Origin of the sequence: Candidatus Tisiphia endosymbiont of Myopa tessellatipennis (assembly GCF_964031105.1) — a bacterium.
In the GTDB taxonomy this organism is placed as follows: Bacteria; Pseudomonadota; Alphaproteobacteria; order Rickettsiales; family Rickettsiaceae; genus Tisiphia.
Window position 1 is genome coordinate 1,283,246 of record NZ_OZ035005.1, and the last position, 18,821, is coordinate 1,302,066.

At 32.8% G+C, this 18,821-nt stretch carries 22 protein-coding genes and 1 tRNA gene; 12 read left to right on the forward strand and 11 right to left on the reverse strand.

Annotated elements, in window-relative coordinates:
• Positions 1-75: 75 nt before the first annotated feature.
• From AAHN03_RS06415 to ubiE, 5 genes are all read right to left on the reverse strand, one after another.
• Complete coding sequence (locus tag AAHN03_RS06415) at positions 76-735, reverse strand: hypothetical protein (RefSeq protein WP_342278522.1); 660 nt, start codon at positions 733-735, stop codon at positions 76-78.
• A gap of 47 nt (positions 736-782) precedes the next feature.
• Positions 783-1,400 (reverse strand): hypothetical protein, encoded by a 618-nt coding sequence (locus AAHN03_RS06420; RefSeq protein WP_342278523.1) that lies wholly within the window; start codon positions 1,398-1,400, stop codon positions 783-785.
• A gap of 26 nt (positions 1,401-1,426) precedes the next feature.
• Positions 1,427-1,765, reverse strand: a complete 339-nt coding sequence (locus AAHN03_RS06425; protein ID WP_342278524.1) for a hypothetical protein — start codon at positions 1,763-1,765, stop codon at positions 1,427-1,429.
• Entirely contained in the window at positions 1,750-1,920 is a 171-nt protein-coding gene (locus tag AAHN03_RS06430; RefSeq protein ID WP_342278525.1) for a hypothetical protein, read from the reverse strand. Before AAHN03_RS06430 ends, AAHN03_RS06425 begins: the two co-directional genes overlap by 16 nt.
• 99 nt (positions 1,921-2,019) lie before the next feature.
• Complete coding sequence (gene ubiE, locus AAHN03_RS06435) at positions 2,020-2,784, reverse strand: bifunctional demethylmenaquinone methyltransferase/2-methoxy-6-polyprenyl-1,4-benzoquinol methylase UbiE (protein WP_342278526.1); 765 nt, start codon at positions 2,782-2,784, stop codon at positions 2,020-2,022.
• A 77-nt stretch (positions 2,785-2,861) separates the two neighbouring features.
• On the opposite strand from ubiE, the gene mutM reads away from it, so the two are divergent.
• Together mutM and AAHN03_RS06445 are read left to right on the forward strand one after the other, a co-directional pair.
• The gene (gene mutM, locus AAHN03_RS06440) at positions 2,862-3,680 is read left to right on the forward strand and encodes a bifunctional DNA-formamidopyrimidine glycosylase/DNA-(apurinic or apyrimidinic site) lyase (RefSeq protein ID WP_342278527.1); all 819 of its coding nucleotides are present in this window, start codon (positions 2,862-2,864) and stop codon (positions 3,678-3,680) included.
• Between the two features lie 339 nt (positions 3,681-4,019).
• Positions 4,020-4,175, forward strand: coding sequence for a hypothetical protein (locus tag AAHN03_RS06445; protein ID WP_342278528.1), 156 nt, complete (start codon positions 4,020-4,022; stop codon positions 4,173-4,175).
• Here the strand turns inward: AAHN03_RS06445 and AAHN03_RS06450 are convergent.
• Both AAHN03_RS06450 and AAHN03_RS06455 read right to left on the reverse strand, forming a co-directional pair.
• Positions 4,127-4,978, reverse strand: a complete 852-nt coding sequence (locus tag AAHN03_RS06450; RefSeq protein ID WP_342278529.1) for an IS110 family transposase — start codon at positions 4,976-4,978, stop codon at positions 4,127-4,129. The genes AAHN03_RS06445 and AAHN03_RS06450 overlap by 49 nt on opposite strands.
• Before the next feature lie 310 nt (positions 4,979-5,288).
• Positions 5,289-6,074, reverse strand: a complete 786-nt coding sequence (locus tag AAHN03_RS06455) for a metal ABC transporter permease (RefSeq protein WP_341763320.1) — start codon at positions 6,072-6,074, stop codon at positions 5,289-5,291.
• A gap of 96 nt (positions 6,075-6,170) precedes the next feature.
• Here AAHN03_RS06455 and ubiG point away from each other — a divergent pair, with 96 nt between their 5' ends.
• The 4 genes from ubiG to AAHN03_RS06475 all read left to right on the forward strand — a co-directional run bounded on the left by ubiG (position 6,171) and on the right by AAHN03_RS06475 (position 10,488).
• The gene (gene ubiG / locus AAHN03_RS06460) at positions 6,171-6,929 is read left to right on the forward strand and encodes a bifunctional 2-polyprenyl-6-hydroxyphenol methylase/3-demethylubiquinol 3-O-methyltransferase UbiG (protein WP_342278530.1); all 759 of its coding nucleotides are present in this window, start codon (positions 6,171-6,173) and stop codon (positions 6,927-6,929) included.
• 282 nt (positions 6,930-7,211) lie between these two features.
• Complete coding sequence (gene gltX, locus AAHN03_RS06465; protein ID WP_342278531.1) at positions 7,212-8,618, forward strand: glutamate--tRNA ligase; 1,407 nt, start codon at positions 7,212-7,214, stop codon at positions 8,616-8,618.
• A complete protein-coding gene (locus AAHN03_RS06470) occupies positions 8,600-9,196 on the forward strand; it encodes a DUF6314 family protein (protein ID WP_342278532.1) in 597 nt (198 codons plus the stop codon). Before gltX ends, AAHN03_RS06470 begins: the two co-directional genes overlap by 19 nt.
• Positions 9,197-9,543: 347 nt before the next feature.
• Positions 9,544-10,488, forward strand: coding sequence for an IS110 family transposase (locus AAHN03_RS06475; RefSeq protein WP_342278216.1), 945 nt, complete (start codon positions 9,544-9,546; stop codon positions 10,486-10,488).
• A 183-nt stretch (positions 10,489-10,671) separates the two neighbouring features.
• On the opposite strand, the gene AAHN03_RS06480 is transcribed toward AAHN03_RS06475, so the two are convergent.
• The 3 genes from AAHN03_RS06480 to AAHN03_RS06490 form a co-directional block, all read right to left on the reverse strand.
• The gene (locus tag AAHN03_RS06480; RefSeq protein WP_341760938.1) at positions 10,672-11,406 is read right to left on the reverse strand and encodes a Bax inhibitor-1/YccA family protein; all 735 of its coding nucleotides are present in this window, start codon (positions 11,404-11,406) and stop codon (positions 10,672-10,674) included.
• A 128-nt stretch (positions 11,407-11,534) separates the two neighbouring features.
• A complete protein-coding gene (locus AAHN03_RS06485; RefSeq protein WP_342278533.1) occupies positions 11,535-11,762 on the reverse strand; it encodes a hypothetical protein in 228 nt (75 codons plus the stop codon).
• Positions 11,763-11,834: 72 nt separating this feature from the next.
• Positions 11,835-13,349 carry a hypothetical protein gene (locus AAHN03_RS06490; protein ID WP_342278534.1) on the reverse strand — a complete coding sequence of 505 codons (1,515 nt, stop codon included), beginning with the start codon at positions 13,347-13,349 and terminating at the stop codon, positions 11,835-11,837.
• A gap of 268 nt (positions 13,350-13,617) precedes the next feature.
• Here AAHN03_RS06490 and AAHN03_RS06495 point away from each other — a divergent pair.
• The 4 genes from AAHN03_RS06495 to AAHN03_RS06510 all read left to right on the forward strand — a co-directional run bounded on the left by AAHN03_RS06495 (position 13,618) and on the right by AAHN03_RS06510 (position 16,006).
• A tRNA-Leu gene (locus tag AAHN03_RS06495) sits at positions 13,618-13,702 on the forward strand.
• 252 nt (positions 13,703-13,954) lie between these two features.
• Positions 13,955-14,680: a protein TolQ gene (gene tolQ / locus AAHN03_RS06500; RefSeq protein WP_342278535.1), complete on the forward strand. Its 726-nt coding sequence runs from the start codon at positions 13,955-13,957 to the stop codon at positions 14,678-14,680.
• A complete protein-coding gene (gene tolR / locus AAHN03_RS06505; RefSeq protein ID WP_341755720.1) occupies positions 14,680-15,114 on the forward strand; it encodes a protein TolR in 435 nt (144 codons plus the stop codon). The genes tolQ and tolR overlap by 1 nt, the downstream gene beginning before the upstream one ends.
• On the forward strand, positions 15,104-16,006 hold the full coding sequence (locus tag AAHN03_RS06510) for a cell envelope integrity protein TolA (RefSeq protein WP_342278536.1): 903 nt from the start codon (positions 15,104-15,106) through the stop codon (positions 16,004-16,006). Before tolR ends, AAHN03_RS06510 begins: the two co-directional genes overlap by 11 nt.
• 269 nt (positions 16,007-16,275) lie before the next feature.
• Here the strand turns inward: AAHN03_RS06510 and AAHN03_RS06515 are convergent, their stop codons facing one another.
• On the reverse strand, positions 16,276-16,800 hold the full coding sequence (locus tag AAHN03_RS06515; protein ID WP_341763314.1) for a disulfide bond formation protein B: 525 nt from the start codon (positions 16,798-16,800) through the stop codon (positions 16,276-16,278).
• A gap of 80 nt (positions 16,801-16,880) precedes the next feature.
• Here AAHN03_RS06515 and AAHN03_RS06520 point away from each other — a divergent pair, with 80 nt between their 5' ends.
• Together AAHN03_RS06520 and AAHN03_RS06525 are read left to right on the forward strand one after the other, a co-directional pair.
• Positions 16,881-18,458 carry a lysine--tRNA ligase gene (locus tag AAHN03_RS06520; protein ID WP_342278537.1) on the forward strand — a complete coding sequence of 526 codons (1,578 nt, stop codon included), beginning with the start codon at positions 16,881-16,883 and terminating at the stop codon, positions 18,456-18,458.
• A 190-nt stretch (positions 18,459-18,648) separates the two neighbouring features.
• Positions 18,649-18,810 carry a hypothetical protein gene (locus AAHN03_RS06525; RefSeq protein ID WP_341761540.1) on the forward strand — a complete coding sequence of 54 codons (162 nt, stop codon included), beginning with the start codon at positions 18,649-18,651 and terminating at the stop codon, positions 18,808-18,810.
• Positions 18,811-18,821: the final 11 nt, after the last annotated feature.

An 18,821-nucleotide genomic window follows, 5' to 3' on the forward strand; every position in this document is an offset into this window, starting at 1 on the left:
GACTATTTAAAGCATTTAATATTTTTTATTTTTAAAAAGGTGCGTATTTTTTAATCCTGTTGTAAAATTACATATTTATGATATAATGCAACCAATTCTAGATGAAGATTTAGTAGCCTTTCTAGGTACATGGTTCATAGTAGTTGTGATTGGTTTATTCTGATTTGACAGATTCTTTGTTAATTCTAATGCTTTGGACTTTAAATCTTTTTCTTTAGAAGTAGTTTTAGCACTTTTCTCAATAAAACAACTCTGTAGTGACTTGCCGGATGGTAGTTTGATGGCGTGGTTGAACTTAGTTAGTTGCTCATTAAATACTTTTACATCCACTCCCTCAACTGGCAACTGATCACGAGTTTGTTTTACTAATTTTACTAGTGCATCGATTTTAGGTTGCATAGATTTAGCAATTATTGGTTTATTTTCAGGTTTGACCTTATCAGCACAGTCCTGAGGTGTAAGTTGTAATGCTGCACCATACATGAGATCTCTCATATAAGGATCTTTCTCTACACCAACACCTTGTCTAAAACATTTAAACAAGGAGAGAGGAGCTTTTTCACTACCTAAAGTTAATGCAAACCAAAATTCCATAGCAGCCATTTTCCAACTTGCATCTATTTTGCTTTGTGGTGCATCCTGATCTTCCATGTCAGCAGCTAATCCATAATAATACTCTCCCCAACGGTGATGATGTTCAGACGTGAGTTTATTTTGTGATGGTGATTTTGCCATAATACTACCTATTATTTATCTTTAAATATTTTAATTCTGCTATAATATTACCAATCTCTTCCACCTATACCTTTGCTAGGATCTTTAGTCTTTGGGGTATTAAGATTTATAGAATTCATTCTTTGTAATTGAGTGTCCTTATTTTCTTTAGCACTTAATATTCCCATATGTTTCTCTAACTTATAATCAGAAATTATTTGTTTTGTATCTAACTCTTGTTGAGATGCTAGAACGGCTAGGTTTTCTGACGATAATGCACTTCTAGCTTTCGAAGGTAGCAAAGTAATAAAAGTTTGGGGCTGTTTTTCCGTTGGAGTTAACTTTTTAGCCATTTCCTCTGGAGTAACATCGTATATCTTATGAAATACTTCTTCCCAAAATTGTGCTGTATTTTCGTTACATCTATTGTTCTCAGCTAACTCTTTATTAAGACAAATATTGTAAGCATGTTGTTTTATTCCTTGCTTGTATGCTTTGTACTGATCTATTTTCTTATTAACTAAATTACGGTAACCTTCATGATGTTTTTTCTGATTAGCCAACAAGACTCTTTCCGGGTGATCCTCTGATAAATGCTTAACTTGTTCCTCACATTCCTCAATTTTCTTTATTTCATTAGAATGATGTTCTCGTTCTATTTTAGCTAGCTTTTTAGTTAGCCGCATGTGTTTACTACGAGCGTTTTCTTCTTTTATTTGTTCAGTTTTATTTGTTCAGGTGTTTTACTAAATTTCTGCTTTTCTTCCTCAGTAAGTTCTCGACCTGCTTTTATAGCTTCAAAGATTTCGTGTAAACTTTCATTATCTTTCCTTTGCCTATTAAGAGAATCCTCATAAAAAGAATCAAAAGCTTTATAAATGCCTTGAACTTTATACTCTCTATCAATTCTTTCTTGTTCTTTTGCTAATCTTATGCCCTCATTGAAATCCACAACTTGGATTTGCTCAGTTGTTTCATAATCAAGAGTTTTACTTACTGCAGTTGCTATTAATTCCAGTATTCCAATATCTATCCCTAACTGACTAGCCATAAAGCTAAACTACCAGCATCAGCTATAATCAAAGCTAATTGCGTCCTTGAAGTAGCATTACGTACCCTCCCCTCAAGTTTTTCATACTCTTTTTTAATGAAATTCCTCTTAGAAGCATCATTATCTAAATCATTGGTCATTTTATATTTCACCATGTTATGGTTTGGTTAACTACTTATATTATTAAAACTAATACTAAATTATTAGTCAAGCATTCTTAAATTGTAACTATTATTAATTTTCTACTATTGTTTTTATTTATAAGCACTATGAATAGCAGCAACACCTAAAGTAAGATTCTTATAACTAACATCAGTAAAGCCGACATCCTTTAGCATAATTGCAAAACTCTCCTGATCTGGGAATACATTAATACTTTCCACCAAATATTGATAAGCTGATTCATTGTTTGCTATAATTTTACCAATCTTAGGAATAATATTAAACGAATAAAACTGGTATAATTGCTTCAGACAATCGTATTCTACTTTAGAAAATTCTAAACATAAAAATTTACCCCCAGGCTTTAGTACTCGATATGCTTCTTTTAGGGCATTGTCAATTTTTGCCACATTCCTAATACCAAATGCTATAGTATAATAATCGAAACTATTATCAGGAAAAGGTAAGTGTTCTGCATCAGCAACGACATACTCTAATCCCTGTAATATATTACTATCAATAGCTTTGTGACGTGCTACCTCCAGCATATCATGATTTATATCACACATCGTCAGCTGCACTAATATATTTTTTACCGATGCTCGCTTTATTATTTTAAAAGCTATGTCACCTGTACCACTTGCCACATCCAATATATTTGATTTTAAATTGGGGATTTGCCTAACAAATTCATCTTTCCACAAACGATGTACTCCCAAACTCATTAAGTCATTCATTACATCATATTTATTAGCAACACTAGAAAAGATATCTTTAACTAAATCTCTTTTTTGATCAAAGCTCACTTTTGAGAAGCCAAAATTTACTTGATCAGATTGCTTATCATTATTTTGCATATTATTACTTAGTGCTAAGTTGTTTATGTGTTATATTATGTTATATTATGAATTATTAATAGTATTAAAATGTAAAAATGCCAGAACTTCCTGAGGTTGAAACATTAAAACGTTGCCTAGAACAGCGAATAGTAGGGGCTACCATCAATAAACTCGATAAGAGACGAGATGATATACGCTATAAACTAAGCGATCAGTTAGAGTCAAATGTAGAGTCAGCAAGAATTGTAGCTTTAAGGCGTAGGGCAAAATATTTGCTAATAGATTTGGATAATTATTATTCCATTATTGTACATCTTGGCATGACTGGTAGGCTGACCTTACAACCTAGTGATTATAGGCTACAAACGCATGATCACGTGGTTATATCTTTGACAAGTTGCGAGAAATTAGTTTTTAATGATCCACGACGTTTCGGGATGATTTATAGTATGCCAACAAACCTCGCCCCAGAAAAATTTTTACTAAATTTAGGTGTAGAACCTTTGTCAAATGATATGTCTGATGAGTATCTAAAAACAAAATTATTGAATCGCTCTGTTCCAATAAAAATTTTATTAATGGATAATCGGATTATTGTCGGTGTTGGTAATATATATGCTTCTGAAAGCCTTTTTATTGCTAAAATACACCCAAGCAGACTGGGTAGTAGTTTGTCAAACAAGGAAATAACTAATTTGGTATTAGCCATTAAAAATGTTTTAACAAAGGCAATATCAGCAGGAGGTACTACTCTCAAAGATTTTGTTAGCGGTGATAGTAAACCTGGTTACTTCCAACAAGAATTACAGGTTTATGCACGAGAAAATCAAAAATGCCTAAACTGCGAGGGAATAATAAGGAAAATAAAACAATCCGGCAGAACTAGTTTCTATTGTTCTATTTGCCAAGAATGAGAGGGATACCACTCGTAAATGAAGAGTTGATACAGGGCAGTTTAAAAGTCCCAACTAATGATAGAAAATTTGTTTTTTTAAAATGCATAAATGTCTATTAGCGAGGAGCCGTAAAGCGGCGACGTGGCAATCCAAAAGTTGCAGTGGCAAAAAATAAAACAGCAAGCTTATATCTTAAAAACATGTTATAAGTAGTTGTAAGAGGGTGACTTGAAGCAATCTAGACTGAAATAGTCGTGAACAGAATAAGTACCCTCTATCGTTAAGTTTGCTTTGAACAAATTGCAGAAGGTACTGCAGTACAGTAGCCTTGCACAATAAGATGAAGGAGATTATACTATGAAAAAAATAATAGGTCTAGATGTAAGTAAAAAATGGCTTGATGTATGTATATATATTTCAAACAGTAAACCGAAATATCATCGTTTTGCAAATGATAATTTAGGTCATGAAGAGCTTATAATAAGTCTGTCATATAAAGCTTTTAAATATTGAAAGCCATTTTTACCTGTTAGTACTGCCATATATAGTGCATCTCGTGGTATCTTTCTGCCTCCTCTAATGAATCTTCGACCTTGTTTATTACCACTATCTCGAGCATATGGCGCTATTCCAACCATAGCTGATAATTCGTTGCCGCTATAATTTTTATTTCCCAACTCAGGTAAAAAACTAATTAATTTACTAGCTAGACATTTGCCAATGCCAGGTACAGTTTCTAATATTTTTGTTTTTTCTTGTAGTTCTTCTGATCCATCTATTATCTCATTTAATTTATCATCAATTTTAGATATTTCCTTTTGTAAGCATCCCATCAATGTTTCTATGCTTTCTTTGTCAATACCATCGACACTATTATGCAACCTCTTTTTTTCATTACTAAGCATCAATACTAAATCTTCCCGTCTTTGCTGATATCTCTTCAAATTTTCTGATTCAATTTGATGTATATAATTTGCTGTAAGTTGCATCTTATCACCGTAATACGCTAATTTAAAAGCATCTTGCTTGTCCGTTTTACAAAAATTTACTGACTTACTAAATGAATTAAAACTATAGGTATTTACCTTATGAATCCGTTGCTCATTACTATATAATTTTTGGCAAATTTCATCCTCGTAGCCTCCTGTGGGTTCGCACACTATTAGCTCAATTTTTTGCTCTTTTGTTAATTTTATAAGCTCTTCATGACCTAAATTATCATTTGCAAAACGATGATATTCCGGTTTACTGTTTGAAATATATATACATACATCAAGCCATTTTTTACTTACATCTAGACCTATTATTTTTTTCATAGTATAATCTCCTTCATCTTATTGTGCAAGGCTACTGTACTGCAGTACCTTCTGCAATTTGTTCAAAGCAAACTTAACGATAGAGGGTACTTATTCTGTTCACGACTATTTCAGTCTAGATTGCTTCAAGTCACCCTCTTACAACTACTTATAACATGTTTTTAAGATATAAGCTTACTGTTTTATTTTTTGCCACTGCAACTTTTGGATTGCCACGTCGCCGCTTTGCGGCTCCTCGCTAATAGACATTTATGCATTTTAAAAAACAAACCTTTCTATCATTAGTTGGGACTTTATAAATTACCCTGGACTATAATCTAAAAAATCCTGTTTTATTTGCCCGTGAAATTATATAGAATACACAATAAACTATGGTGTTTATTACCGTAATTATTGGGGTAATTGGTATGTCAAGATATAATGACACTACTAAGCCAAGGAAGTCTACAATTAAAGCTACGATAACTGAATTGATAATCATTTGTGCTGGATTACTAGAAATCATCCTAGCGGTCATAGCTGGAATCAGCAAAATACTAGTAACGAGTAATGCCCCAACAATCTTAATAGTCGAGAATACTGATAAAGATAACAGTAACAAAAATGCCAATTCAATCGTTCTTACTTTCACCCCCTTAATTTGTGCAATATCTCTATTAATGACAATTAGAATAATCTGGTTATAGAAATACCAAACGAAAGAAATAACGAATATAAGTATAATTGATAAGGTTAATATATCATTTAAAGAGGCAGATAAAATATCGCCAAATAATAGGTTAGTGATCTTAATCTGTAGTGGGTACATATAACCTACTACTAAGGCTAAAGATAACATAAAACTTGATATTAACATTACCACGCTACTACCACCTGACCTATGTTTTAACGTAAACACCAAGATAGCAAATATAATGGCAACAACTAGTCCTGAATAAACAACAGGCAAATGGACAAGGATACTAATACTTCCAGCAAGTAAACTTGCGTGCGAAAGACCATCACCAAAATAAATATATTTTTTCCATAAGCTTATACAACCAAGAGGAGCAAAAATTAGACTGATTAGAATTATAGTTAATATTATTATAGTCATTTTATACGATTTTTGGTAGATAATTTGAGAATAGCACTTAGCGCTTCATGATTTTTGTGGTATATTAGGAATGGATTCTATAACCAGTGAAGAAATATGTCTACAAAATCTTCTATTAATCAAATAGAACTAGAAAAGTTTAGTAAAATTTCTAGCAGGTGGTGGGAGGAAGATGGAGAATTTAAAATTCTTCATCAAATAAATCCTATTCGCCTTGGTTACATAATAGATAAGATAAAAGAGCATTTTAATATAGATGATGATGTAGTACTACCTTCAAAATTAGATATTTTAGACGTAGGATGTGGCGGGGGATTAATTACCTCTGCTCTCTATAAACTAAATGGCACAGTCACTGGCATAGATGCACTACAAAGTAATATAGATATTGCGATGAAGCATGCTGAAGAAGAAAATTTGAATATACAATATCTTAAATCAACTGCTGAGGAATTAGTATACTCAAATAGCAAACAGTATGATGTGGTACTATGTTTAGAAGTCATGGAACATATAGACAATCCTAGTGATTTTGTAAAAAACCTAGCTAGTTTAGTAAAACCAAATGGCATGATTATAATTTCAACAATTAACCGTACTGTCAAAGCTTATATGTTAGCTATTTTGATGGCAGAATACGTGCTTAGCTGGATACCAAAAAAAACCCATGACCATAGTAAATTTCTTAAACCATCTGAAATTTATTCTATGTTTAGTAAAAATAACATAGAGCTTAAAGAGCTTAAGGGCTTAACCTATAATATCGTCAATAGAAGTTGGCAGTTGAGTGATGATATAGAGGTAAATTATTTTGCTTATTTAACTAGACCTCTTGCAGAACTCGCTCTGAATTAACTTTAAACCTCAATTTCGGATTAATTTCATTAATCCGAAATTGGAATGAGAATGTAAACAATAAGGTTTAAAGCGGTTTGATGCCTGATTGTTAAATATTTCATTTGCTAATAATCTTATTTTTATTGATATAAAAATAAGATTATTAGCGATAATAGATTAAAATGCATTCGTAGCAGCCGCTTCAAGAATGCATTTTTCTGAAGAACTTAAATTATTCTAGCCAGTTTTGGATTAAAATTTTTAATTTTAATCCAAAACTGAGGTTATAAAGGAAATACTATGACTACAATTACTAGATTCGCCCCCTCCCCTACTGGCTTCTTGCATATTGGTGGGGCAAGGACAGCATTGTTTAATTATTTATTTGCCAAACACCATAATGGCAAATTTTTACTGCGAATTGAAGATACTGATAAAACAAGATCAACCGAAGATGCAGTAGATGCTATATTTTCCGGTTTGAAATGGCTTGGTTTAGACTGGGACGGTGAAGTGGTTTTTCAGTCTAAAAGAAATGATTTATACAAAAAAGCAGCTCTGAAATTACTAGATGAAGGAAAAGCTTATTATTGTTTTACGCCTCAAGAAGAAATAGATCGACAGCGAGATAATGCTATAGCTAATAAACAACATTTTTTATTTCAAAGCCCTTGGCGAGATGCTGATCCTTCTAACTTTTCAAAAGGTTACCAATCCACAGAACCAGTGATTAGGCTGAAAGCTCCAAGAACTGGCTATACAACTATCCATGATGCTTTACAAGGGGATGTTACTATTGAAAACTCCCACCTAGATGATATGGTGCTGTTACGTAGTGATGGAAGTAGCACCTATATGTTGGCGGTAGTAGTGGACGACCACGATATGCAGATTACCCATATTATCAGGGGGGATGACCATTTAACTAACGCTGCTCGCCAAATCCTACTTTATCAAGCCTTTGGTTGGCATGTACCACATATGGTACATATACCGTTAATACATGGTGATGACGGGGCAAAATTATCTAAAAGACATGGAGCTCTTGGAATAAAAGCATACCAAGATATGGGATATTTACCCGAGAGCTTGTGTAATTATTTACTAAGGTTAGGATGGAGTCACAAAGATGATGAGATTATTTCAAGACAACAAGCTATAGAATGGTTTGACCTTAAAGGACTTGGCAAATCACCTGCTCGTCTTGATTTTGCCAAAATGGATAATTTAAACGCTCATTATCTACGTCAGCTTGATACTACGCTATTAACAAAAATGATTTGTGAGAGTTTGCAAAAAACTTATAAAATTACCACGAAAGAAACGGACTATATTAAGCAAGCAATGCCAAACTTGAAGATAAGAAGCACAAATTTAGTCGAATTAGCTAAACTAGCCAAGATTTACTTGATTAACGTTCCTATTATCTACTCTGAGGAAGCCAAAGAGATAATCAAGAATTGTGATAAAAATTTGCTAGAGCAAGTTATTGAGGAATTAGAGAATTTACAAAATTTTGATAAAGAGTCAATTCAAATAAAATTTAAAGAAATAGCCAAGAATAATAATATTAAACTTGCAGATATCATGCAATCCATTAGATCTCTAATAACAGGCATGACTGCTTCCCCAAGTATTTTTGAAATTATCGCCATAATTGGTAAAGAAAATGCTATTGCTAGGTTGAAATGTACTCAAATGATTTAATAGATTTAAATGATCCTATGAATGAGAACAATAAACAAGCGATGAGCAGGCTAGGCGTACATGAAGTGCGTGAGTACGCGAATTCCCAGCAAGCATTTGCGAGAACTAATTTAGAGAATCACTTAAATATATTTCACAACCTAGTTGGAACATATGCTATTACAAGAATTTTAGGCAATTATGGTACAGCTAAAGGAATCGCTTACTTTATAGAAGATAAAGAACATATATATTTACCTCATTCACGTATATTATATAGAGAGGAGCTTGATGTTGAATATTATGGTAATACCAATAGGGTGAAAGCTTTTAAGGAGTATCTATACTCTCTAGAGCAAAACAAAATTGTTAAATATTTTGTTAATGAAAATAACAATGCTTTATTTTACCAATTACATTTTATCTCTAATACTCCTTTTCAGGATAAAGTTCAGGCTAAAGGTACACATCAATGCAACTTGGATTTTTATCAAGCTAATTACACATTCTTGAATAAGAATTCTTTTGAACTGAGTTATAAAGTTTTAGGTCCTAACAAAAACTATACGATAAAAACTAGTTTTACTAGAATATCCTGAATTCGATATAAAATTGCCGTACCTTCGATGCCCCCACCCCACAACTGTTGAAAGTTAAAAAATCGTCATTGCGAAGCAGCACTGTTGTAAGGCTTAAATCGTCATTGCGAGAAGCCGCTGCAAGCGGCGACGCGGCAATCCAAAAGTTGCAGTGGCAAAAAATAAAACAGCGAGCTTATATCTTAAAAACATGTTATAAGTAGTTGTAAGAGGGTGACTTGAAGCAATCTAGACTGAAATAGTCGTGAACAGAATAAGTACCCTCTATCGTTAAGTTTGCTTTGAACAAATTGCAGAAGGTACTGCAGTACAGTAGCCTTGCACAATAAGATGAAGGAGATTATACTATGAAAAAAATAATAGGTCTAGATGTAAGTAAAAAATGGCTTGATGTATGTATATATATTTCAAACAGTAAACCGGAATATCATCGTTTTGCAAATGATAATTTAGGTCATGAAGAGCTTATAAAATTAACAAAAGAGCAAAAAATTGAGCTAATAGTGTGCGAACCCACAGGAGGCTACGAGGATGAAATTTGCCAAAAATTATATAGTAATGAGCAACGGATTCATAAGGTAAATACCTATAGTTTTAATTCATTTAGTAAGTCAGTAAATTTTTGTAAAACGGACAAGCAAGATGCTTTTAAATTAGCGTATTACGGTGATAAGATGCAACTTACAGCAAATTATATACATCAAATTGAATCAGAAAATTTGAAGAGATATCAGCAAAGACGGGAAGATTTAGTATTGATGCTTAGTAATGAAAAAAAGAGGTTGCATAATAGTGTCGATGGTATTGACAAAGAAAGCATAGAAACATTGATGGGATGCTTACAAAAGGAAATATCTAAAATTGATGATAAATTAAATGAGATAATAGATGGATCAGAAGAACTACAAGAAAAAACAAAAATATTAGAAACTGTACCTGGCATTGGCAAATGTCTAGCTAGTAAATTAATTAGTTTTTTACCTGAGTTGGGAAATAAAAATTATAGCGGCAACGAATTATCAGCTATGGTTGGAATAGCGCCATATGCTCGAGATAGTGGTAATAAACAAGGTCGAAGATTCATTAGAGGAGGCAGAAAGATACCACGAGATGCACTATATATGGCAGTACTAACAGGTAAAAATGGCTTTCAATATTTAAAAGCTTTATATGACAGACTTATTAATAATTTTAAACCTAAAAAAGTTGCGACAGTAGCTTGTATGCGTAAATTACTGGAAGTTTGCCATAAGCTTATTCAACAAAAACGTGTATTTGTTGTTAATCAATAATATTTTTTATTTATATAAAATACAGATAAAAAATATTTAATTTTTTTAAAAAGATAATTGCTGTTTATTTGGATCGCCACGCCACTTTGTGGCTCGCGATGACAACTATTTATTTCTATAATTTAGTATTTTCTATCATTAGTTGGGATTTTTAAACTTCCCTGAGTAACTACAACTGTAATACTAGTTTCTTCTATTACCAAAGAATCTTAGAAGATGTAAGAACAAATTAATAAAGTCTAAATACAAATTAAAAGCGGCCATTATGGACATTTTTTGTCCTAACTCTCCACCTCCAGACATAAAATACATAGACTTAATTTTTTGAGTATCCCATGCAATAATACCCATAAATATACCAACCCCAATGAGAGACGTTGCAAAATATATAGCTGAGCTTTGTAAAAACATGTTGACTAGCGACACAATGATAAGACCAAATAACCCCATGATAAGAAATGAACCCATTGATGTCAAATCCCTATTGGTAGTATACCCATAAAGGCTCATTGCACCAAAAACAGATGAACAAATAAAGAAAGTTCGAGCAATTGACTCTCCTGTATAGATAAACCCAAGAGATGCCAAAGACATACCAGTTAAAGCAGCATAAACCCAAAACAATACTTTAGTAGTATCTAGACTCATCCTACCAAATCCCATAAAAAAGTACAAAGCAATTCCCACGGGAGAAATCATTACCAACGTTCCCAAACCGGTATAGCCCATGAACTGTCCATTTGCTTCAACTTGAAATAAAAGCCTAGTTAATGGCTCAAATGATATAGTAGCAAAAGCCATTACTCCAGTTAGCACAAGAGCTAAAGCCATATAATTATAGACTTTCAGCATGTATTCTCTCAGTCCGACATCATATGTTTTCTGAGTAGCAGTAAAAGTCTTTGTGTAATCAATCATAAGAAACCCCATGAATCATGTTATTATTTATACTATAATAGTATAAGCTTCATACCTTTTCTTTTCAAGAAGAAAATTGTGAAATATTTATTTAAATTTTATAATTTAGTTTCCTAGATTAATATTTATTATTCACTAACACTATCAGAATTATTAGCATTACCAGCAAGTTTCAGCTCATGTATCTTGCCATCCGCTGCATTCATTTCGTTCCAAATAGAAATATTATAAATTTTAGTACTTTCAGCATTATTATTAGTACTTCTATTTTTAGGTAAATTATCTTCATTATCTTCCAAGTCAGCTAGATAACCCTTGTCTATATCATCTTTTATCTTTTTAGTTTTTTTGGGCATACAATACTCTTATGTCAAATGTAAGATTTATAAAATTAAAAGTAGATATCGATCCTATGAGTTTTTATTAAGTTATCTTTTAAAACCACTAGATTGCCCATGTTTTTTGCCTGTATTGGGTGTATTGGGTGTAGCATTACTTTGAGATGGGGAAGCCATATGTGGAAACATAGTTTTTCCCAGCTTTTTTGCCTCTGCTTGCATTTTTGGGTTATCTTTATGTTCTAGTGTAGCTTTTTTAGGAGTAACGGACGATAATCTAGCTGTTGTTGGTACATCTTGATCATGAACAATTGTCCTAGTTAGTAGGGGGTCATCATTACCTAAAATTGTCATCGTTAGTGGGTCAAAATGATCTCCAGTTATTGTACGCATTTCTGCCCCTTCTTCTAGACTAGGAGTAAGTGTGTCTACGAGATTATACTCTCGTAGATTTCTTTCCTGCATTCTCTGTGCTAGATTAGGCGAATTTGGAATATCATTAAGCTGTGCATACGCTCCTTTCACGCCTTCATTACCTGCTACTGATGTCAAAAATGATTCTGTTACATTCTGAGCAGTAGCATTCTCTAATGACAGAGCGTCTACTCCTACTGTTGTGTTGAACCATTTCTCATCTAGTGGAGGTAGCTCGCCTTGTTGCACTGCTTTTGATTCTTTTGCTGATTTATGATTGGAAAGAAAAGTTTTTAGATCAGGATTATAAACCTGGTCTTGCATTGGCTTTCCGTTTGCATCAAGAGTATTCAGGTCAAATAAGTAAGGTTTATTAGAGTTTGTCACTAAGTCCTTAAAAAGATCTTTCCACTTGGGATGTGGTACAATACATTCCCAAACTAGTTTATTAAATTCTTTCTGACTTTCTTTATCAAAACCATTGGAATCTCTAATTTTAATTATAGTATCAAATAATTTTTGAGCATACACTTCTATCTCATTTGAATCTTTCTCCTTTGTATCCTTATCCACACAGTTAATTGAGTGTACGTTGTCGCTGTATTGTAACGCTCTTGCAAAACGTGCAACAGCTTCTTCTGGAATATAAGCAGAAACTAAAGAAATATTAGTAGTGTTTCGATTAAGAAGAGATGATGGTAAATGTAACAGACCGTCTGTTCCAATTTTGTTACTATCTAAATTTATATCAATAATAGTAGAATTATTAGCAAGAAGTGTTGCAACTTTTTTAGCTCCTTCATTTCCTAGATCATTATTCGATAGATCAAGATCAGTAACAGTTTTATTATGATCAAAAGCGGATGACAAAGCTCTCATGCCCTCACTTCCAATTTGGTTATTACTTAACTTTAGAATCTTAAGATTAGTACTATTCTGAATAATGCCTGCAACTACCTTAGCTCCGTTATTTCCCAAATTGTTACCAGATAAATCAAGCTCGGAAATTGGATTTTCTATAATAGCCTCTAATATCTCTTTGTCCAATTGAACCTTACTATTAGATAAATCAAGAGCATCAACATTCTTTTTTCTTAGCTGTGTCATTAATTTTGCTTTTTCTTTAGGATTTGTAAGGTCTATGTTCTTGTAACTAACAGAAACTGGTTTTGGTTTGAATATATTTTTCATAAGAAACTTTAATTAATTAAAATTAACTGTAATTTACTATAATTCACTATGCTTCTTATCACTTTGTCAAGATAAGGTAACAAATACGACAAGGATAATTTAGGTTGTGTGAACATTTCTATCTAATGGTCTTATAGATCGTTATTTCCGTTCTCGAATTCGTAACGGAATTTAGTCCAGGGCAATTTAGTTATTTACATGATACAAAGATATTGCTATTTTGTCTACAAAACTTAAAAAAATATGATCTAATTTTTAGGGATTTAATGCCTCTGTGGTGGAATGGTAGACACGGTAGACTCAAAATCTACAGCTCAAAAGGCGTGCTGGTTCAAGTCCGGCCAGAGGTACCATCGTATAATACCATTTCCCAAAACTAAATTGCTACTCGGAGTACGAGTGTCGAGTACCGGAGCGGAGATCATGAAGTACGACGACGTGATGATTAGTTTTCAGAAATGGTATAACTTCAAGAAGAGCTAGCTGTGCGTACATGAGTAACGAAGCAGCTGAAATTTTTAGGTCGCGGAAACCTTAATTCTTGAAGGTCTAGCTGAGTATATATACAGAAACAATATTTAGGCAATGAAGGTTAGTTACATCCAATGAGTACACATAACAATATTAATAACGTTGTAGAAATTACAGCACAAAGTGGTTCATCAATTTTCTCTATGATATCATCCACTGATATTATAGGAAAATCTGTTATGATAATTTTGGTAATTGCTTCAATTTGGGCATGGACAATAATTATAGATAAAATAGTTCATTTAGTTCAAATAAGAAAGAGAATTGCAGCTTTTGAAGCTACTTTTTGGTCTGGAGCAGTTTTAGATCAGTTATATGAAACTATTAAAAGAACAATGAATAATCCTCTTGCCGCAGTTTTTGTAGCAGCTATGAACGAATGTAAACGCCAAAATCCTAACAACCTCACTGATGCACTTAAAATTAGCCATAAAGAGCGAATAATACAATCTATGTACTTGATAAGGAATCGTGAACTTGAAAGATTAGAGCAAAATTTAGGTTTTTTGGCAACTGTTGCTTCTAGTACACCATTTATAGGATTATTTGGTACTGTTTGGGGGATTATGCATAGTTTTCAATCTATTGCAGCATCAAAAAATACCTCACTTGCTATCGTAGCTCCTGGCATTGCAGAAGCTTTACTTGCAACGGCAATAGGTCTATTTGCAGCAATTCCGGCGGTGATTTTTTATAACTACCTTTCTTCACAAATAATTAAGATTAATAACAAAATTGATGATTTCATTAATGAGCTTAGTTCTATACTATCAAGAGCCATAGATGAAGGGAAAATGTAATGGCTATACAATTACCAAATTCAAACAATCAAAGATCTAGACGTAATTTAGTCAGTGAGATCAACGTTACACCACTCGTTGACGTCATGTTAGTGCTATTGATCATCTTTATGATAACCTCTCCAATGCTAGTGTCCGGTATTAATGTTGATTTACCAGAAACAACTTCTAGCCCACTGTCAGGACAAGATGAACCGTTAGTGATTAGTATTAACAATAAAGGAGAATTATATTTATTGGAATCTAAAATAGAGAGACAAAATTTAGCTACTAAGCTAACTAATATTACAAAAGAAAAAAAAGATATTAGAATTTTTGTAAGAGGCGACAAAAATGTGCCATATGGCGAGGTAGTTAGCGTTGTATCTGAAATCCATGCAGCAGGCTTTTCTAAGGTAGCACTAGTTTCAAATATTAAATATAATGAAAAATAATAATATAAATAATAATATTTTTTCTATTTCTTTTATTTGCTCCGTAGTACTTCATTTACTAATAATATATTTCTTCTTATTTGGTCTTCCATCATTGTTTAAAAAATCTCCTGAAGAACAAGTAATAGTTTTTGAAATGTTACCAATTAATAGTAAATCTAATGTACCCAATAAAATAAAACAATCTGAAAAAGCTATAGAAAATCAAGATACAAAAAAAGTAGAACAAAGCAAACCTGATGATACAGAAGAGCAGAAACCCTTAGAGAAACCTCTAGAGAAACTTCTAGAAGAAAAGAAACCTCTTGAAGACAAGCTTCCTATCGAGGAAAAGAAGGTTATAGATAAAAAACCTATAGATACAAAACCTATAGAAGAGAAGAAACCTATAGAAGATAAAAAGCCTGTAGAAACAAAGAAGCCACTCGAGAAAAAAAAGAAAATTCCTAATAAAAGTGACTTAGATTCTTTGCTTAAAAATTTAGAACAATCATCTGAAGGGTCGAGTGCAAAATCAAATAAACAAGCTAGGTCCAAAGAAAATAAAGAAACCCAAGAATCAAAAGGTCCTTACGATGAAACATTGCCTCTTTCCATCAGTGAAATATCTTTAATTAAACAACAAATAGAGAGAGTATGGAGCAAACCTATTGGGATACAAAACCTTGAGCAGCTACGGGTAACTTTGTATATAGCTTTAAATCAAGATGGTAGTGTCAAAGAAGTAAAAGTTAAAGAAACAATATGCCCAAACATAACAAAAATAGCTTGTGACGCTCTATCTGACAGTGCAATGAGGGCAGTATGGCAAGCAAGTCCTATTAATAATCTAGACCCTAAGCGTTACAATAGCTGGAAAGAATTTAATTTTCTTTTTGATCCAAGTATGTAAAATATCATAGTATCATACATTTTTTGTATAATCGTCATCGCGAGGCATCTTTAGATGCCGTGGCGATCTCATGAAGTAAGGTTTGCTATCGTGGTCATACTTCAAAAGATTGCCACGTCGCTGCTGTCGCAGCTCCTCGCAATGACGATCAGCAGCCCTTTTAATAGTGATTATATAAAAAATGTAGATACTATGGTAAAATATTTGCATACTTATTATATTTTTCAAGATTTATACTTAGTGCTAGTCAAATTTCCTCTATATTAGTATTAATTTTCGGATTTGGGATTAGGATAAAACCAAATAAAGAGTACGGTAAATAATAAAGATAGGTTTAGTAGTAAATTCCATTCTGTCATAGATATATCAAATAATTTAACTGCCGGTTTTGTACAAGTTGCAATAGGTTGGCTATAAAATATTTCTTTAATATCTTGGATGGATAAGTGCTTTGGAATATGGATTAAAGTTGAACAAAGACTACTTGGTTCAAATATCCCTCTTTCCACTCCACTATGATAGCCTGCTAATATGCAAGCACCTAATAAGTTTAGAACGATAAAAAATAAAGTATATTTGCTTATTTTCTTGATAAGAATCGCTACAACTGAAATCTTGATTATAAATAAATATGGAAATCTTTGATAAATACACAAAGGGCAAGGTGAAAAATGTAATATATATTCGACAAAATAAGCCAAAGATAAGGCAAAGATGCACGTACAAACTAGGGTTATATGTAAAACTCTAAAACTATCTTTGCGAAGAAAATGTACAATAGAAGAAACTAGCATAAGTAAATATTATTTTTTTAAGTCGCTATTGTCTAGGAATATTACCAAAAACTCAAGAGATAATTTATAAGGATATGTAGATGTCAGAATTAGAAATTTTAGAAAATGCCGTTAAATCAAACGCTTGGCCTTTTTTAGAAGCAAAAAAAATATTAGATCAACTGGGTAGCAAAACTCCAGCTAAAGGTTATGTATTATTTGAAACTGGTTATGGACCGTCAGGGATACCACATATAGGTACATTTGCAGAAGTTGCTAGATCTATAATGGTACAAGAAGCATTTAAACAACTATCCAATATCCCAACTAAGATTATCTGTTTTTCTGATGATATGGATGGTTTGCGTAAAGTACCAAATAATATCCCAAATCCTGATATGGTAGCATCACATATTGGCAAACCTTTAACATCTATTCCCGATCCTTTTGGTGAATGTGAAAGTTATGGACATTATATGAACGCTAAGCTTCGCTCATTTTTAGATAGGTTTGGCTTTAAATATGAATTTTTTAGTAGTACAGAATGTTATAAATCCGGTTTATTTGATCAGATGATGCTTAAAGTCATAGACAAATATGATGAAATAATGGCTCTAATGTTACCAACTTTTCGAGAAGAACGACAGGCAACTTATTCACCTTTTATGCCAATTTGTCCAAAAACCGGTATTGTACTACAAGTACCTATTGCAAAGATCGATCGCTTAGCCGCTACTATTACCTATAAAGACGATGAAGGAAAGTTTGTGGAAGTTCCTGTGACAAAGGGACATTGTAAGCTACAATGGAAACCTGATTTTGGTATGCGCTGGGTCGGTTTGCAAGTTAACTATGAAATGTATGGCAAGGAGCATATGCCTAATGCTGGGTTATATTCTGGGATTTGTCGAATCTTAGAGGGAATCCCACCAGTACAATTTTTTTATGAATTATTTCTTAATGAAAGCGGAGAGAAAATCTCTAAATCTACAGGCAATGGCATTACTGTTGATCAATGGCTGCAATATGCACCGGTGGAAAGTATGTCGTTATTTATGTACCAAAATCCAACAAGAGCCAAACGTTTACATTTTGATGTGATACCTAAAAATGTTGATGAATATATTACCTTCAATAAAAAATATCATTTAGAACTAGATCAAGTAAAGCGTTTTGCGAATCCAGTACATCATATTCATCACGGGAATGTGCCTAATATCGAAACTTTTGGCATTAGTTTTAGCTTATTGCTAAACCTTGCATCGGTTTGCAATCCTGAAGATAAATCGGTACTTTGGGGATTTATCAGTAAGTACGCCCCGAGTGCAACGAAACAAAATGCCCCATACCTTGATCATTTGACAGATTTTGCCACTCGTTATTATAATGACTTTATTAAAGCTAATAAGTGCTATTTAGTTCCTAATGATCAGCAAAAAATTATCTTACAAGAAATTATTGCTATGTTAAATGTTTTGCCGGGAGATATTACTTCCGAGAAAATCCAAGAAAAAATTTATGATATTGGTAATAAGCATGGTTATAATAATTTAAGAGATTATTTTAAAGAATTATATCAAATATTACTTGGGCAAACTGAAGGACCAAGGCTGGGGTCTTTTATTAAACTTTTTGGTATTAAGGACACTATAAATTTGATTCAACAGAAACTAATTTAATCTTAAGTATTGATGTAAGACTCGATAATCAAGTTTTTTAGAATTATTAAAAGATACGTCTATTAGCGAGGAGTCGCGAAAAAGCGGCGACGCGGCAATCTTTTGAAGTAATGCTTGTCCCTACTTCATAACAAGATTGCCGCGTTGGCGATTCCATCGCCTCCTCGCAACTCATCTTCGAGACGAAAAAGTGCTTGAAACGTCTAAAGAATCAGGTTCGCAGTGGTTTTGGCATGAAGTTTGTAGTCATGTAAACATCACTTTTCTACTTGACATACTAAAAATTAGTCAACATAATGCTTCTTATGTGTATTACCATTGTTTTGTTTCAAATAAAAACTCTTGTCATTAAAGTACACTTTT

Excerpts from the sequence above, each read along its gene's own strand:
- AAHN03_RS06455 (WP_341763320.1), bottom strand. The coding sequence starts at position 6,074 with ATGACTATAATAATATTAACTATAATTCTAATCAGTCTAATTTTTGCT.
- AAHN03_RS06420 (WP_342278523.1), bottom strand. The coding sequence starts at position 1,400 with ATGCGGCTAACTAAAAAGCTAGCTAAAATAGAACGAGAACATCATTCT.
- AAHN03_RS06450 (WP_342278529.1), bottom strand. The coding sequence starts at position 4,978 with ATGAAAAAAATAATAGGTCTAGATGTAAGTAAAAAATGGCTTGATGTA.
- AAHN03_RS06510 (WP_342278536.1), top strand. The coding sequence starts at position 15,104 with ATGAAAAATAATAATATAAATAATAATATTTTTTCTATTTCTTTTATT.
- AAHN03_RS06430 (WP_342278525.1), bottom strand. The coding sequence starts at position 1,920 with ATGGTGAAATATAAAATGACCAATGATTTAGATAATGATGCTTCTAAG.
- AAHN03_RS06415 (WP_342278522.1), bottom strand. The coding sequence starts at position 735 with ATGGCAAAATCACCATCACAAAATAAACTCACGTCTGAACATCATCAC.
- AAHN03_RS06425 (WP_342278524.1), bottom strand. The coding sequence starts at position 1,765 with ATGGCTAGTCAGTTAGGGATAGATATTGGAATACTGGAATTAATAGCA.
- AAHN03_RS06480 (WP_341760938.1), bottom strand. The coding sequence starts at position 11,406 with ATGATTGATTACACAAAGACTTTTACTGCTACTCAGAAAACATATGAT.
- AAHN03_RS06515 (WP_341763314.1), bottom strand. The coding sequence starts at position 16,800 with ATGCTAGTTTCTTCTATTGTACATTTTCTTCGCAAAGATAGTTTTAGA.
- AAHN03_RS06475 (WP_342278216.1), top strand. The coding sequence starts at position 9,544 with ATGAAAAAAATAATAGGTCTAGATGTAAGTAAAAAATGGCTTGATGTA.
- AAHN03_RS06520 (WP_342278537.1), top strand. The coding sequence starts at position 16,881 with ATGTCAGAATTAGAAATTTTAGAAAATGCCGTTAAATCAAACGCTTGG.
- tolR (WP_341755720.1), top strand. The coding sequence starts at position 14,680 with ATGGCTATACAATTACCAAATTCAAACAATCAAAGATCTAGACGTAAT.
- AAHN03_RS06490 (WP_342278534.1), bottom strand. The coding sequence starts at position 13,349 with ATGAAAAATATATTCAAACCAAAACCAGTTTCTGTTAGTTACAAGAAC.
- mutM (WP_342278527.1), top strand. The coding sequence starts at position 2,862 with ATGCCAGAACTTCCTGAGGTTGAAACATTAAAACGTTGCCTAGAACAG.
- AAHN03_RS06485 (WP_342278533.1), bottom strand. The coding sequence starts at position 11,762 with ATGCCCAAAAAAACTAAAAAGATAAAAGATGATATAGACAAGGGTTAT.
- ubiG (WP_342278530.1), top strand. The coding sequence starts at position 6,171 with ATGTCTACAAAATCTTCTATTAATCAAATAGAACTAGAAAAGTTTAGT.
- gltX (WP_342278531.1), top strand. The coding sequence starts at position 7,212 with ATGACTACAATTACTAGATTCGCCCCCTCCCCTACTGGCTTCTTGCAT.
- ubiE (WP_342278526.1), bottom strand. The coding sequence starts at position 2,784 with ATGCAAAATAATGATAAGCAATCTGATCAAGTAAATTTTGGCTTCTCA.
- AAHN03_RS06445 (WP_342278528.1), top strand. The coding sequence starts at position 4,020 with ATGAAAAAAATAATAGGTCTAGATGTAAGTAAAAAATGGCTTGATGTA.
- tolQ (WP_342278535.1), top strand. The coding sequence starts at position 13,955 with ATGAGTACACATAACAATATTAATAACGTTGTAGAAATTACAGCACAA.
- AAHN03_RS06470 (WP_342278532.1), top strand. The coding sequence starts at position 8,600 with ATGTACTCAAATGATTTAATAGATTTAAATGATCCTATGAATGAGAAC.